This is a genomic window from Aestuariivirga sp. (genome assembly GCF_037139295.1).
GTDB lineage: Bacteria > Pseudomonadota > Alphaproteobacteria > Rhizobiales > Aestuariivirgaceae > Aestuariivirga.
Genome location: NZ_JBAXGR010000015.1, coordinates 13,482 through 27,988, shown reverse-complemented (window position 1 = coordinate 27,988; position 14,507 = coordinate 13,482). Strand labels below are relative to the sequence as shown.

General features: G+C 66.4%; 17 protein-coding genes. 16 read left to right on the top strand and 1 reads right to left on the bottom strand.

Annotated features, from left to right (window positions below):
• Position 1: 1 nt before the first annotated feature.
• Genes WCJ41_RS06550 through WCJ41_RS06480 form a run of 15 tightly spaced genes read left to right on the top strand, consistent with a single transcriptional unit; the run spans position 2 to position 12,096 of the window.
• On the top strand, positions 2 to 415 hold the full coding sequence (locus tag WCJ41_RS06550; RefSeq protein WP_336905038.1) for a phage major tail protein, TP901-1 family: 414 nt from the start codon (positions 2 to 4) through the stop codon (positions 413 to 415).
• Position 416: 1 nt separating this feature from the next.
• The gene (locus WCJ41_RS06545) at positions 417 to 731 is read left to right on the top strand and encodes a gene transfer agent family protein (RefSeq protein ID WP_336905037.1); all 315 of its coding nucleotides are present in this window, start codon (positions 417 to 419) and stop codon (positions 729 to 731) included.
• The gene (locus WCJ41_RS06540) at positions 728 to 907 is read left to right on the top strand and encodes a phage tail assembly chaperone (RefSeq protein WP_336905036.1); all 180 of its coding nucleotides are present in this window, start codon (positions 728 to 730) and stop codon (positions 905 to 907) included. The genes WCJ41_RS06545 and WCJ41_RS06540 overlap by 4 nt, the downstream gene beginning before the upstream one ends.
• Positions 904 to 1,452 carry a phage tail tape measure protein gene (locus WCJ41_RS06535; RefSeq protein ID WP_336905035.1) on the top strand — a complete coding sequence of 183 codons (549 nt, stop codon included), beginning with the start codon at positions 904 to 906 and terminating at the stop codon, positions 1,450 to 1,452. Before WCJ41_RS06540 ends, WCJ41_RS06535 begins: the two co-directional genes overlap by 4 nt.
• Position 1,453: 1 nt before the next feature.
• On the top strand, positions 1,454 to 2,077 hold the full coding sequence (locus WCJ41_RS06530; protein ID WP_336905034.1) for a DUF2460 domain-containing protein: 624 nt from the start codon (positions 1,454 to 1,456) through the stop codon (positions 2,075 to 2,077).
• Positions 2,074 to 2,958, top strand: coding sequence for a DUF2163 domain-containing protein (locus WCJ41_RS06525; RefSeq protein WP_336905033.1), 885 nt, complete (start codon positions 2,074 to 2,076; stop codon positions 2,956 to 2,958). Before WCJ41_RS06530 ends, WCJ41_RS06525 begins: the two co-directional genes overlap by 4 nt.
• Complete coding sequence (locus tag WCJ41_RS06520; protein WP_336905032.1) at positions 2,955 to 3,386, top strand: NlpC/P60 family protein; 432 nt, start codon at positions 2,955 to 2,957, stop codon at positions 3,384 to 3,386. Before WCJ41_RS06525 ends, WCJ41_RS06520 begins: the two co-directional genes overlap by 4 nt.
• Complete coding sequence (locus WCJ41_RS06515; protein ID WP_336905031.1) at positions 3,386 to 7,258, top strand: glycoside hydrolase/phage tail family protein; 3,873 nt, start codon at positions 3,386 to 3,388, stop codon at positions 7,256 to 7,258. The genes WCJ41_RS06520 and WCJ41_RS06515 overlap by 1 nt, the downstream gene beginning before the upstream one ends.
• Positions 7,251 to 8,420 (top strand): DUF2793 domain-containing protein, encoded by a 1,170-nt coding sequence (locus tag WCJ41_RS06510; protein ID WP_336905030.1) that lies wholly within the window; start codon positions 7,251 to 7,253, stop codon positions 8,418 to 8,420. The genes WCJ41_RS06515 and WCJ41_RS06510 overlap by 8 nt, the downstream gene beginning before the upstream one ends.
• Positions 8,417 to 8,635, top strand: coding sequence for a hypothetical protein (locus WCJ41_RS06505; protein ID WP_336905029.1), 219 nt, complete (start codon positions 8,417 to 8,419; stop codon positions 8,633 to 8,635). Before WCJ41_RS06510 ends, WCJ41_RS06505 begins: the two co-directional genes overlap by 4 nt.
• Before the next feature lie 11 nt (positions 8,636 to 8,646).
• Positions 8,647 to 9,315: a lysozyme gene (locus WCJ41_RS06500; RefSeq protein ID WP_336905028.1), complete on the top strand. Its 669-nt coding sequence runs from the start codon at positions 8,647 to 8,649 to the stop codon at positions 9,313 to 9,315.
• Complete coding sequence (locus tag WCJ41_RS06495; protein WP_336905071.1) at positions 9,315 to 9,791, top strand: 3TM-type holin; 477 nt, start codon at positions 9,315 to 9,317, stop codon at positions 9,789 to 9,791. Before WCJ41_RS06500 ends, WCJ41_RS06495 begins: the two co-directional genes overlap by 1 nt.
• A 10-nt stretch (positions 9,792 to 9,801) precedes the next feature.
• Entirely contained in the window at positions 9,802 to 10,056 is a 255-nt protein-coding gene (locus tag WCJ41_RS06490; RefSeq protein ID WP_336905027.1) for a PepSY domain-containing protein, read from the top strand.
• A gap of 11 nt (positions 10,057 to 10,067) precedes the next feature.
• Complete coding sequence (locus WCJ41_RS06485) at positions 10,068 to 10,739, top strand: response regulator transcription factor (protein ID WP_336905026.1); 672 nt, start codon at positions 10,068 to 10,070, stop codon at positions 10,737 to 10,739.
• Positions 10,729 to 12,096 (top strand): ATP-binding protein, encoded by a 1,368-nt coding sequence (locus WCJ41_RS06480; RefSeq protein WP_336905025.1) that lies wholly within the window; start codon positions 10,729 to 10,731, stop codon positions 12,094 to 12,096. Before WCJ41_RS06485 ends, WCJ41_RS06480 begins: the two co-directional genes overlap by 11 nt.
• A gap of 258 nt (positions 12,097 to 12,354) precedes the next feature.
• Here the strand turns inward: WCJ41_RS06480 and WCJ41_RS06475 are convergent, their stop codons facing one another.
• Positions 12,355 to 13,344, bottom strand: coding sequence for a GlxA family transcriptional regulator (locus tag WCJ41_RS06475; protein WP_336905024.1), 990 nt, complete (start codon positions 13,342 to 13,344; stop codon positions 12,355 to 12,357).
• Positions 13,345 to 13,534: 190 nt separating this feature from the next.
• On the opposite strand from WCJ41_RS06475, the gene WCJ41_RS06470 reads away from it, so the two are divergent.
• A complete protein-coding gene (locus tag WCJ41_RS06470; protein WP_336905023.1) occupies positions 13,535 to 14,404 on the top strand; it encodes a methylenetetrahydrofolate reductase in 870 nt (289 codons plus the stop codon).
• The last annotated feature ends 103 nt before the right edge of the window (positions 14,405 to 14,507 follow it).

Genomic DNA, 14,507 nt, shown 5'->3' with positions numbered 1-14,507 from the left:
GATGGGTGCACAGAAGGGGCGCGACCTGCTGCTGAAACTCGATGCAGCGGGATCGGGGAGCTTTGCCTCCGTTGCGGGGCTTCGCAGCAATGCGATCAGCTTCAATGCCGGGACGGTGGACGTGACGCACCAGGAATCCGCCAATCAGTGGCGCGAGCTGCTGGGCGGTGCGGGGATCAAGTCGGCGTCGATCAGGGGCTCCGGCATCTTCAAGGATGCGGCATCCGATGCGGCGATCAGGGGCCTGTTCTTCGCCGGCACGATCCGCGCCTGGCAGGTGGTGGTGCCGGACTTCGGCACGCTGACGGGGCCGTTCCAGATCGCCAGCCTCGAATTCTCGGGGCGGCATGACGGCGAGGTGACATTTGACGTGAGCCTCGAGTCCGCCGGCGAGATCAGCTTCGAGGGGGCGTGAGATGGCGAACGCACACAGGGGCGAGATCGCGGCCGAGCTTTCGGGCCGCACATATGTGCTGTGCCTGACGCTCGGCGCGCTGGCCGAACTCGAGCATGCCTATGGTGGGGAAGACCTGATCGCCATCGCCCAGCGCTTCGAGGCGGGGAAGATCGGGGCCACGGATGCAATCCGCGTGATCGGCGCGGGGTTGCGGGGCGGCGGCAACGCGATCGGCGACGACGAGGTGGCGGGGATGACGGCAGACGGTGGGGCGCAGGGCTTCCTGACAATCGTCGTGCGGCTGCTGCGCGCCACCTTTGCGGGCCCGCCATGAAATTCCCCTGGGACCAGATGATGGCGATGGGGCTGGGCACGCTGCGCCTTTCGCCACGCGAGTTCTGGGCAGCAACGCCGCGCGAGATCGCGGCGGCATTTCCGACGTCCAAGGGCGCTGCGCTGCCGCGCGGTGTGCTCGAGCAACTGCTTGAACAATTTCCGGATGAAACATGAACGATACACTCGACCAGATGAGCGGCCAGGCCGACACGTTGAAGGGCCAGCTGCAGGATATCGACAGGCTGGCGGAGAGCGTCGGCACCCGCATGGTGACGGCCTTCGCCAGCGCCGCCACGCAAGGAAAGAGCCTTTCCGACGTGCTGAAGGGGCTCGCGATGTCGCTGGCGCGCATGGCGCTGTCGGCGGCGCTGAAGCCGCTGGGCGCCTTGCTTGGCGGCCTCACCGGCGGGCTGATGAAGAACGCAGCCGGCAATGCCTTTTCAGGCGGGCAGGTGATCCCCTTCGCCGAGGGCGGCATCGTCAATTCGCCAACGCTGTTCGCGATGCGCGGCGGCACCGGGCTGATGGGTGAGGCAGGGCCGGAGGCGATCATGCCGCTGGCCAGGGGCACCGACGGCAAGCTGGGCGTGCGCGGTGGCGGCGGCGTGAACGTGACGGTGAACATCTCCACACCTGATGCGCAGGGTTTCCAGCGCTCACAATCCCAAGTCTCCGCCATGATCGCCCGCGCCGTGGCGCGCGGGCAGAGGAACCTGTGACATGAGCTTCGATGACGTGCGCTTTCCGCCGCAGATCTCGCGCGGGAGTTCAGGGGGGCCAGAGCGCCGCACCGAAATCGTGGTGACGGGCTCCGGCGCCGAAGAGCGCAACAGCCGCTGGGCAGACTCGCGGCGCCGCTACAATGCGGGCTTCGGGGTGAAGTCGCTGGACGACATCCACCTCGTGGTCAGTTTCTTCGAGGAGCGGCGCGGGCGGCTTTATGGCTTCCGCTGGAAGGACCACCTCGATTTCAAGTCCGGTGCGCCCGGTGCGGCGGTGAGCCCGCGCGACCAGGCAATCGGCACGGGCGATGGCGCCACCACCCGCTTCCAGCTGGTGAAGCGATATGGCTCGGGCCTGCGCGACTACAGCCGCACCATCACCAAGCCGGTGGCGAGCAGCCTGCGCCTGGGCGTGGGCGGCGACGAGGTGACGGGCTTCAGTGTCGATTCACTGTCCGGTGTGGTGACGCTGGCCGTGGCACCCGCTGCGGGCGTGCCGGTGACGGCGGGCTTTCTCTTTGACGTGCCGGTGCGCTTCGACACCGATGAGCTGCGCATCAACCTTACGCAGTTCGCAGGCGGCGACATTCCGGACATTCCGATCGTGGAGATCCGCGCATGAGGCAGCTTCCGGATGGCATGGCCGAACACCTGGCAAGTGGTGCCACGACGCTGTGCCACTGCTGGCGCGTGGTGCTGAAGAGCGGCGAGGTGATGGGGTTCACCGACCATGACCGTGACCTAGCATTCGGTGGCATCGCTTATGAAGCCTCGGCGGGCTTCGCGGCGACCGAGATCGACTCCTCGCTGGGGCTTTCGGTGGACAATCTCGATGCTTCCGGAGCGCTGTCCTCGCCGCGGCTGAGCGAGGCGCGCCTTGCGATGGGCGACTTCGACAATGCCGCGGTGGAACTGTGGCGCGTCAATTGGCAGGACGTGAGCCAGCGTGTGCTGCTGAAGCGCGGGCACGTGGGCGAGGTGACGCGTGGGCGCGGTTTTTTCACCGCCGAGCTACGGGGCCTGTCAGATGTGCTGAACCAGCCGAAGGGCCGCCTGTTCCAGTATGGCTGCGATGCGGTGCTGGGTGATGCGCGTTGCGGCGTCGACTTGAGTGCCCCGGATTTCAGCACCGAGGTGGCTGTCTTCTCCTGCACCGCGCGGCGGTTGCTGGAGGTGAGTGGCGCTCAGGGCTTCGCGGCGGGTTTCTTCGCCAATGGCACCTGGGCTTTCCTCAGCGGAGCCAATGCCGGGCGGCAGGGGCAGATCAAGTTTCACCGGATCTCGGGCAATGCAGTGCGCATCGAGCTGTGGCAGCCGCTGGCGTTCGCGCCCCGGCGCGGCGACCGGCTGCTGCTGCGGGCGGGTTGCGACCGGCAGTTCACCACCTGCCGCGCCAAGTTCAACAATGCCGCGCGCTTCCGCGGATTTCCGCACATGCCGGGCGATGACTTCGTGGTGGGCTACGCGGTGAAGCAGAAAAAGACCAAGGGCAAGCGCACATGAGCAATGTCGAGAGGATCGTGGCCGCAGCACGCGGCTGGGCGGGCACGCCTTACCTGCACCAGGCGAGTCTCAAGGGCGTGGGCACTGACTGCCTTGGGTTGGTGCGCGGTGTGTGGCGCGAGGTGATGGGCGATGAGCCCGAGGCACCGCCTGCCTATGCGCCCGGCTGGGCGGAGATGGGCGGCGGTGAGGCCATGGCGGACGCAGCGCGACGGCACCTCGCGGAAGTGCCGTGTACGGAGTATCGTGCGGGCGACGTGCTGCTGTTCCGCTGGCGGCCGCCTTTGCCCGCCAAGCACGCCGGGATTGCCGTGTCACAAACGGCAATGGTGCATGCGCAGGAAGGGGCGGTGGTGACCGAGGTGGCGCTGTCCGACTGGTGGATCAGGCACCTGGCTTTCGTGTTCCGCTTTCCGGAGGCGATCTGATGGCGACGGTTGTCATGCAGGCGGTGGGCACCGGGCTTGGGACGCTGCTGGGCGGCCCGCTTGGCGGGCTGCTGGGCCGCGCCATTGGTGCCGCGGCGGGCAGCTTCATCGATGGCAAGCTGTTCGGTGAGAAGAAGACGGTGCAGGGGCCGCGTCTTTCCGACCTGCGGGTGATGGCCTCCTCTGAGGGGGCACCCATTCCGCGCGTGTGGGGTCGGATGCGCGTGGCGGGCCAGGTGATCTGGGCCACTGACTTCATCGAGAAGAAGAAGACGCAGAGCAGTGGCGGCAAGGGCGGCGGCGGCAGCAAGGCGGTGACTTACTCCTATTACGCCAATTTCGCCGTGGCGCTGTGCGAGGGCGAGATCGACCGCATCGGCCGCGTCTGGGCGGACGGCAAGGAGTTCTCGCTGCGTGGCGTGACGGCGCGCATCCACACCGGGAGCGAGACGCAGGAGGCCGACAGCCTGATCACCGCGATCGAGGGGCAGGGCCATGCGCCGGCCTATTGCGGGCTTGCCTATGTGGTGTTCGAGCAACTGCCATTGCAGGATTTCGGAAATCGGCTGCCGCAGCTTTCATTCGAGGTGTTCAAGAGCGCCGGGGGCATGGAGTCACATGTGAAGGCGGTGAGCATCATCCCTGGCTCCACCGAGTTCGGCTATGACACCATGATCGTGACGCGGCAGGCGGACGACGGCGTGACGCTGTCGGAAAATGCCCATGCGTCATCCGAGCAGAGCGACTTCGAGGTGTCGCTCGACCACCTGACGGCGAGTTGCCGGAAAGCGGCAGCGGCTTCGCTGGTGGTGGCATGGTTCGGCAATGACCTGCGCTGCGGCAGTTGCGCGGTGAAGCCCGGCGTCGACAATGCAGAGAAGGACACAGCACCCGATGCCTGGAGCGCCGGCGGCATCAGCCGCGGCGAGGCACATCGGGTGAGCCAGCATGACGGCGGCCCCGCCTATGGTGGAACACCGTCGGACGCTTCGGTGATCCGGGCCATCAGGGAGTTGAAGTCGCGCAAGCTGAGGGTGATGTTCCACCCCTTCCTGCTGATGGACATTCCGCTCGGCAATGGACAGCCCGACCCCTATGGCGGGGCGGAGCAGGCACCCTATCCGTGGCGCGGGCGCATCACCGCTTCGATCGCGGCGGGCCGTGCGGGATCGCCCGACCGGTCGCCTGCCTGCGCGGCGGAGGTGGCCGCCTTCGTGGGCACTGCGCAGGCAGGGCACTTTACGGTAAGTGGCACGACGGTGCGCTACGCGGGGCCACCCGAATGGAGCTTCCGCCGCATGATCCTGCATAATGCCAAGCTCTGTGCGCTGGCGGGCGGTGTCGATGCCTTCCTCATCGGCAGCGAGCTGGTGGGGCTTTCAACATTGCGGCGTGAAGGCAATGCGTTTCCCTTCGTGGCGGCGCTGCAAGGCCTGGTAGCCGAGGTAAAGGCGATACTGCCGGGCACGCGCGTGTCCTATGGCGCCGACTGGACGGAGTATTCCGGTTACCAGCCGCAGGATGGCTCAGGCGACGTGTTCTTCCACCTCGACCCGCTGTGGTCGATGCCGGAGGTGGGCTTTGTCGGCATCGACAACTACATGCCGATGGCCGACTGGCATGACGGCGACGAACATGCCGATCGCCGCGCGGGGTGGGCGTCCATCTATGATGTTGACTATCTGAAGGCCAATATTTCTGGCGGCGAGGGCTTCGACTGGTACTATCGCAATGCCGAGGCGCGCGCCGCACAGCAGCGCATGCCGATTGCCGATGGTGCTTATGGCAAGCACTGGGTGTTTCGCCGCAAGGACCTCAAGGGGTGGTGGGGCAATCATCACTACGACCGGCCGGGCGGCATCGAGGTGGTGCAGCCCACGGGCTGGGTGCCGCAGTCGAAACCATTCTGGTTCACCGAATGCGGCTGCGCGGCCGTCGACAAGGGCGCCAACGAACCCAATGCCTTCATCGACGCGAAGTCGGTCGAGTCACGCTTGCCGCCATTCTCGAGCGGTGTGCGCGACGAGCTGATGCAGGCGCGCTTCGTGACGGCGCTGGACGAATACTGGTCCGCGCCGGCCAATAATCCGCTGTCTTCCGCGGGCGAGCGCATGGTGAATGCCGGGCGCATCTTCCTGTGGGCGTGGGATGCGCGACCCTTTCCGCAGTTTCCGGCGCGCGACGACGTGTGGTCCGATGCGGTGAATTATGAGCGCGGCCACTGGCTGAATGGGCGCGCCGGCATGCTGCCGCTGGGCAGCCTGATCGCCGAGGTGATGGCGGAATATGGCCTCGACGACGTGGACGTCTCAGGCGTTGACGGCCTTGTGGCGGGCTTCCTGATCGACCGGGTGATGTCGGGTCGCGACGCGCTGGAAGGGCTGATGACGGCGCTGGGCCTCGACGCGGTGGAGAGCGGCGGCGTGCTGCGCGTGTTCATGCGCAAGGGCGCCACGGTGACAGCACTTGCTCACAATGGGCTTGCCGAAGTTTCAGCGGAGGCACCGCTCTACAGGATCACGCGCGCACAGGAAACGGAACTGCCGACGGCGATCAAGCTGTCCTATCTCGAATCCGGCCTCGACTATCGGCTGGCGGTGGTGGAGGCCAAGCAGGACGCCGGCTCCACCAGGCGCGACGCGCTGATCGAGCTTGCCGCTGCCGTGGCGCAGGACCAGGCGCAGAAGCGGGCGCAGGTGGTGTTGCAGGAAGCCTGGGCGGGACGCGAGAGCGTGGAGCTGGCGCTGCCGCCTTCATGCCTGGCGCTGGAACCGGGCGATGCGCTGGCACTTGACCTGGCAGATGGCAGCTACCTGCTGCGCATCGAGGAGGTGACGGACGGGCACATGCGGAAGGTTCGTGCACGGAGCTTCGACTTCGCCGTGCAGGAACCGGCCGATGCGCCGGTGCGCGGCGCGACATCCGGCACGGCGGTGATCTATGGCCCGCCGGCCGTGCAGGTGATGGACCTGGCGCTGGCGGAGGATACGGCGAGACCGCATGCGCCCTGGATCGCGACATCGGCTTCGCCCTGGCCGGGTGAGCTGGCGCTCTACAAGCAGAAGGGCGCTGCTTCCTACGCATTCGACAGCCTGATCGACACCGCTGCCAACATGGGAACGCTGCTGACGCCACTTGCCGTGGGGCCGCTCCATGTCCTCGACCGGGGCAACACAGTGACCCTGCGGCTAAGCGCGGGTGCTGTCTTCGCCTGCGGCATGGAGGAATTGCTGCAGGGCGCGAACCTTGCTGCCATAGGCTCCATGGCGACGGGCTGGGAGATCCTGCAATTCGCCAATGCCGAACTCATCGACCAGCAGACGTGGCGGATTTCGCTGCTGCTGCGCGGGCAATTTGGCTCGGCGCCCGAAATGCGGGCACGGCCCGCGGGCGAGCGCTTCGTGCTGCTCGACGAGGCGGTGGTGCAGCCCAACCTGAACCTGGCGCAGGCAGGCCTCGAGCAGGCGTGGCGTCTGGGGCCGGCGCAATATGACCTCGGCCGGGCACATGCCAGCGTGACGCTGCGCACGGCAATGCTGGGCCTCAGGCCTTTCTCACCAGTCAGGCTGCGCGGGCGGCGGCAGGGCGCTGACGTGCTGTTCAGCTGGATCCGGCGAAGCCGGGTGGGTGGCGACAGCTGGGAGGTGGGCGAGGTGCCGCTGGCCGAGGAGCGCGAGGCTTATCGCGTCGAGGTGCTCTCGGGTGCGCAGGTGAGGCGCAGCGTGAGCGTGGGCGACAGCCAGTGGCTCTACCGTGCCGCTGACATCGCCGCAGACCTGGGCGCCGGAGCCTCCGACTTCACGCTGCGCGTGGCGCAGCTTTCAACATCATTCGGCGCGGGCGCCGCATTGCAGGAGACCATCCATGTCTGACACACCCATGCTGGGGCTGCCGCTGCTGGCGGCGGCCCAGGCGCAGAAGCACGTGACGCTGAACGAAGCGCTGCTGAAACTCGACGCGCTGATCCACCTCTCGGTGATCGCGCGCACTCTTGGCACACCCCCTGCCGCGGCGGATGGTGACCGTTATCTGGTGGCCGCAGCGCCCTCCGGTGCCTGGGCCGGTCAACAGGGGCTGGTGGCGCTGGCGCAGGGCGGCGGCTGGGTGTTCATCACCCCGCGCCGGGGCTGGCGGCTGTGGGTGGAGGCGGAGGGCAAGCTCCTCGTCTTCGATGGTGCGCAATGGCGCGAGCCCTTCACCATCACCGAACTCGCCAACCTCGTGCGGCTTGGCGTCAACGCTACGGCCGATGATACGAACCGGCTGGCGGTGTCATCGCCTGCCACGCTGTTCACCCATGCAGGCAGCGACCATCGCCTGAAGCTCAACAAGAATGCGCCGGGCAACACCGTCTCGCTGCTCTACCAGAGCAACTGGTCGGGCCGTGCCGAGATGGGGCTGACGGGAAGCGACGACTTCCGCATCAATGTGAGCGGCGATGGCGCCACGTGGAAACCCGCACTGCTGATCGACCGTGCGTCCGGCGCAGTGAGCCTGCCCAACACGCCGCAGCAGGTGGCGCCGCCTGGCATGCTCTATGCGCAGTCGCTTGTGGCGCAGGGGCCGGGCTTCGCGACGGACACCTATATCGCGGGATCAGGCATCGCCATTCCCGCAGGACGGCTGCAGGCTGGCACGCGCTATCTGCTGAGCTTCGATGTCGCGAAGACGGCGGCGGGTGTTGCGGCGCCCATTCTCACGCTGCGCTTCGGCGCCAGCGGGTCTGTCGCAGACACAGCACTGGGGACAATGACATTTCCGGTGCAGACGGCGGTGGCGGATGACGGGCGCATGACCGTGGAGGTGACGTTCCGCAGCGCCGGCAGCTCGGCGGTGGTGCAGGCGGTGGCAGCGCTGACGCACTCCCTGCCGTCCACCGGGCTAGCCAATGTGGCGGGGCCCGTGCGGCGGGTGACGTCGGCCGCCTTCGATGCCACGGCGGCCAACGCGCTGATTGGCGTTTCGGTCAACGGCGGTGCGGCGGCGGCGTGGACCGTGTCGCTCGCCCAGGCGCGGCTGGAGAACCTTGCATGACGAATATTGAACGCAACGTGGGCGCACTGGAGGCGCGCATGCAGACCGTGGAACAGGAGATCCACGCGATGCGCCAGGACGTGCGCGAAATCCGCGACGCGCTGGTGACGGCGCGCGGCGGCTGGAAGACGCTGACGCTGGTGATCGGCTTCTCGATCACCTTCGGGGCGCTGCTGTCGCGCATCGTGCATGCGCTGCTGATGGACAAGATCTGAAGGAGACGGAGATGCAGGTGATGGAAGAGGGGCTGGCGCTGATCCGGCGTTTCGAGGGATTCAGGGCAAATGCCTACCGCTGCCCGGCGGGAGTGTGGACGATCGGCTACGGCCACACCTCGCAGGCGGGGCCGCCGGCGGTGAGGCCGGGCATGGTGGTGACCGAGAAAGAGGCACGGCGCATTCTTGGCGAGGACGTGGCGCACTTTGCCGATGCGGTGGGCGCGCTGCTGGCGCGCGAGGTGAGTGCGGCGCAATTCTCGGCACTCGTGAGCTTCGCCTACAATGTGGGTGTGGGGGCGTTCCGTTCATCCTCGGTGCTGAGCGCGGTGAATGCCGGGCGCTTCCAGGACGTTCCCGCACGGCTGAAGCTGTGGGTGAAGGGCGGAGGCCGGGTGCTGCCCGGGCTCGAGCGGCGCCGCGCCGCGGAGGCAGAGCTCTTCATGTCCGAGATGCCGCCGCAGGCGGGGCGCGACGTGACGGGTGTTCCGAAGAGCGTCGAAACTGACAGGCAGCTCGGCAGGGCCGGTGCCGTGGTGGGCGGAGCTGGCGTGCTAGCGGGCGCAGCGAGCGCACTGCCGGGCTGGGTGTTCGTGACATTGATCGTGGTGGTGTTGCTGGCGGTGGCGGGGTTCGCCGCCTACCGCTGGCGCAGGCCGGCGACCGGGAAGGTGGCGTGATGCTCCCGGTCGCCGTTGCCGCGCAGCTGGCGCTGGGGCTGGTCCAGGGCCCGCTCGCCAAGATCCTCGATGCCTATGTCTCTGACGTGGAGCTGAAGCGCAAACTCGCCGCCGAGATCGAGCAGCAGACGCTGGGCTATCTCACCCGCACCGCGGAGCGGGGCGCTGACGTGGTGCTGGCCGAGACCAATTCGGAGCATTGGCTGAGCCGCAGCTGGCGGCCACTGCTGATGCTGGTGCTGATGGGCTTCCTGCTGCTCGTCGGTTTCGTGTTGCCGGTTGCCGACCTGATCGTGGGGCACCGCATTGCCTTCGAACCGCGCTGGCAGTTGCTTCCCGAGGGCTTTTGGCAATTCCTTACGGTGGGCGCGGGCGGCTACATCGGCGGCCGGACGCTGGAGAAGGTGGCGGGCTCCGCGAGCCCCGCGCGCCGGGCGGGATTTCCATTCATGCGCGGTTCAGATAGGAAGGGATAGGACGCCTGACATGATGACGGATCGAGCCATGCGCAAGCCATTGACCATCGCGGGAGCCCTGCTTGCCGCCGCCCTGTGGGTTGCACCGGCAGGCGCACAGCAGGTGCCGCCGTCGGATGCCGTGCAGCTGGCGCTGCAGGCGGTGCCGGGGGCTGAGGCCCTGGGCGTGAAGCTGAAGGGCGACCATTATGTGGTGCGGTTGAAGCAGGGCGGCACGGTGATCCAGGTGCTGGTCGATGCGACAACCGGTGCCGTGTCGCAGTAGCGGGGAAACGCATGCGCCTTCTCGTTGTTGAAGATGATCCCGATCTCCGCCGCCAGCTCGTCTCGGCCCTGGTGGATGCGGGCTATGCGGTGGATGCCGCGAAGGACGGCGAGGAGGGGCACTTCCTCGGTGACACCGAGCCCTATGATGCGGTGGTGCTCGATCTCGGCCTGCCGATCATCGATGGCGTGAGCGTTCTCGAAAAATGGCGGCGCGCCGACCGCAAGATGCCGGTGCTGATCCTGACCGCGCGCGACCGCTGGTCCGACAAGGTGGCGGGCTTCGATGCCGGGGCCGACGACTATGTCGCCAAGCCCTTCCACATGGAGGAGGTGCTGGCACGCATCCGCGCGCTGCTGCGCCGTGCGGCCGGGCATGCGTCGAGCGAACTTTCGGTGGGGCCTGTGGTGCTCGATACAAAAAGCTCGCGGGTGAGCGTTGACGGCATGCCGGTGAAGCTCACCTCGCTGGAATTTCGGCTGCTCTCCTACCTGATGCACCACAAGGGCAAGGTGGTGTCGCGTACCGAGCTCGTCGAGCATCTCTATGACCAGGACTTCGACCGCGACTCGAACACCGTCGAGGTGTTCGTGGGCCGCTTGCGCAAGAAGCTGGGCGTCGATGTGCTGCACACCATTCGCGGCATGGGCTACACCGTGACAGAGCCGGATAATGCGGCCTAGCTCGCTGTCGAGCCGGCTCATTCTCTCTTCGCTCGTGGTGAGCGTCGTGCTGCTGGCGGCGACGGGCCTTCTGCTTGCCAGTCTCTTCACCACGGCACTCGAACGCAATTTCGACCAGCGGCTGCGCTCGGTGCTGGATGGGCTTCTCGCCAATATCGAGGTGACGGCGGAGGGTGCGCCCAGGCTGGCGAGCGCCATCGTCGATCCGCGCTTCGCACTTCCATTGTCGGGCTGGTATTGGCAGGTGGTGCCGATGGACAAGGCCACGGGAGTGGCCGATCTCGCGTCAGGCTCGCTGCTTGAACAGCGGCTTGCCGTGCCGCCGGCGTTTGCGGGAAAGCCGGGCGTGCAGGCCTTCTACCTCAAGGACAAGCTGGGCGTGACGCTGCGGGCCATCGAGCAGGTGTTCACGCTGCCCGGCAGCACGCGGGCCTATTCCGTGCTGGTGGCGGGGAACTATGACGAGCTCTCTGCCGAGGTGCGCAGCTTCAACCGCGCATTGATTGCCAGCCTCGTGCTGCTGGCGCTGGGCCTGGCGCTGGCGGTGTTCGTGCAGGTGCGCTTTGGCCTCAGGCCGTTGCGCGCCATGCAGGCCAACCTGCTGGCGATCCGCCAGGGCGAGGCCGAGCAGCTCAAGGGCGCCTATCCCGCTGAACTCATCCCGGTGGCCGAGGAACTGAACCTGCTGATCCAGTCCAATGCCGAGATCGTGGAACGGGCGCGCACCCAGGTGGGCAACCTGGCGCATGCGCTGAAGACACCGCTCAGTGTACTGACGAATGAGGCTGCAGGGCAGGAGAGCCAGCTCGCCGCCAAGATGACCGAGCAGGCGGGGCTGATGCGCGACCAGGTGAGCCTCTACCTCGACCGCGCCCGGCGCGCAGCCCGTGCGCGGGGGCTGGGCGCCGTGACCGAGGTTAAGCCGGTGCTCGACGCGCTGGCACGCACGCTGGAGCGCATCAACCGCGACAAGGGCCTTGCCGTGACCGTCGACTGCGCGGAGGGCCTGAAGTTCCGCGGCGAGCGCCAGGATCTCGAGGAGATGGTGGGCAACCTGATGGACAATGCCTGCAAATGGGCGGCGACGAGAGTTGCTGTGTCCGCCCGGCCAGCACCTGCTGCGGCGGGACGCGGCCTGCTGATGGTCGCCGTCGACGACGACGGGCCCGGCCTGGCGCCGGAAATGCGGGATGCCGCCCTCAGGCGCGGCGAGCGGCTGGACGAAACCAAGCCCGGCTCCGGCCTTGGACTTGCCATCGTCCGGGAGACGGCGGCGATGTACAACGGTGGGGTGCAGCTGGAGAGGGCCGATTTGGGTGGCCTGCGTGCCGCATTATTGCTGCCATCTGCAATCTGAGATTGAGTATCGGCATTTTGAATGGTTCTTCAACAACTGGGATTTGTAATCGTTGCACTTTCTGGCCGAATGCCCTAAAACCATTCACAAGCAACCTTCAGCGAACACCACTTCAGGCTGAACGGGTGTAAACTGGAAGTTGTTTTTCCAATCGTGCCCTTCGTAATGGATCCCCCCGGTCGCGAAGGCACAGCAGAAGGGCGGGCCCCCAAAAAGGCCCGCCCTTCATCGTTTCTGCAATCCTTTTAGATTGCCCGCTCAGGCGACGTCCGCACCCTCGATGACCGGAATGCCACGCTCGCGATAGGGCGTGCGACCGTAGAAGGCGCGGTAGCATTTCGAGAAATGCGAAGGCGATGAAAAGCCGCAGGCCAGCGCCACATTGATCACCGACATGTCCGTCTGCAGCAGCAGCGAGCGCGCCTTCTTGAGGCGGAGCTCGAGGTAATAGCGCTTGGGGCTGCGGTCGAGGTAGCGGCGGAACAGCCGTTCGAGTTGTCGCGTGGAGAGGCCCGCCTGCTTCGCCAGGATCGAGGGCGACAGCGGCTCCTCGAGATTCTGTTCCATCTCCTCGATAATGCCGACGAGCTTGGGGTGCCTGGCACCGATGCGGGCGGGCAGCGACATGCGCTGGTGCTCGGAATGGTGGCGGATGGGCGAATGCAGGATGCCCTCGGCCACGGCGGAGGCCAGTTCCGGCCCGTGCTGACTGGCGATCAGCGTCAGCATCATGTCGAGCGCCGTGGTGCCGCCGGCACTCGTAAAGCGGTCACGGTCGATTTCGAACAACCCGCCGGTGGCATCAAGCTCCGGGAAGGCCTCGGTGAAGCCCGGCATGTTCTCCCAGTGGATAGTGCATTTATAGCCGTCGAGCAGGCCCGCCTCGGCGAGGATGTGGGCGCCGGTGCAGACGGCTCCGATCGAGCTGCCCCTGCGGGCGATCTTGCGAAGCCAAGCCACGAGCCGCTTGTCTGTGTGGCGCTGCACGTTGAGCCCGGCGCAGATGAGGATGGTGGCATCCTCCGGGATCGAAGACAGGTCGCCATCGACCATGGCGAGGATGCCGTTGGACGCGGCCACCGGCTGACCGTCAATGGAATGCATGGTCCACTTGTAGAGCGCCTTCTCGGACATGCGGTTGGCAAGACGCAGCGGCTCGATGGCCGAGGTGACGGGCATCATGGTGAATTCCGGCACCACGACCACGGCCATGTGCTGGGGCAATTGCTTGGGGGGATCGCCGAACATGCGGGCGGAGGCTCCTGTTTGAACCCTTTTTGCGCAAGTTTGAGGCATTGTCCACCAGCGTCATGTCGCAGGTTGAAAACGACACGAGCGGTCCGGCCCGGTCGCATTCGTAATGGCGGGGTCGCAAATATCCGGGCGGGGACGTTGCAGCGGGGGCAATCTCCGCCCACCCTAACGGAGCCAGAATTCGATGAATGCCCCGATCACTGCTGCCGGATCGTCCACCGCCTCCTTCCTGCGCCTCTCGTCTATCGAGATCACGCCGAAGCAGGTGGAGAAGCTGCCGCTGCTGAAGGACAAGCTGATCCCTGGCTGCCGCGTTTTCGTGGCGTTGATCGACGCGGGCGACCTCGACGGGCAGATCGAGGCGGTGAAGCAGCTTAAGGCTGCTGGCTTCCAGCCCGTTCCCCATGTCCCTGCCCGCTTCGTGAAGGATGAGGCAGACCTCCGCTCCCGCATCAAGGCGCTGGCGGACGCCGGGTCTGACACCATGCTGGTGCTGGGCGGGGGGGCGCCCCAGCCCATCGGCCAGTATGACGCGGCGATCCAGCTGATGCAGACCGGCGTGTTCCAGGCGAACGGCGTCAAGTCGCTCGGAATTGCCGGCCACCCCGAGGGCAACCCGGACATCACCAAGATCCACGGCGAAGCGGTGCTGCTGAAGGCGCTGAAGGAGAAGCAGGATTACATCAAGGCCAATGGCCTCGATGGCTTCATCGCCACGCAGTTCCTTTTCGAGGCCGGCCCGGTGACGGAATGGGCGAGGGGCCTGCGCGCCGCAGGCATCGACCTGCCGATCTTCGTGGGCATTCCGGGCCCGGCAACGATCAAGACGCTGGTGAAGTATGCCGCGATGTGCGGCGTGGGCAACTCCGCCCGCTTCATCCGCAAGCAGGCGCTGAACATCACCAAGCTGCTCTCCGTCAACACACCGGATGAATTTGTCGCCGGACTCGCACAGGTGCATTACGGCCAGCCGGAACTGGGCATTGCGGGCCCGCATCTTTATCCGTTCGGCGGCTTCGACAAGCTGTTCGACTGGATCGCGAAGGTGAAGTAGTCCTCCTTCCGCGTCTGAAATGTTCATCATGCCCGGGCTTGAACCGGGCATCTTTTTTTACGGGCCCAAAAAGGATGGCCTGGTCAAGCCCGGCCATGATGAG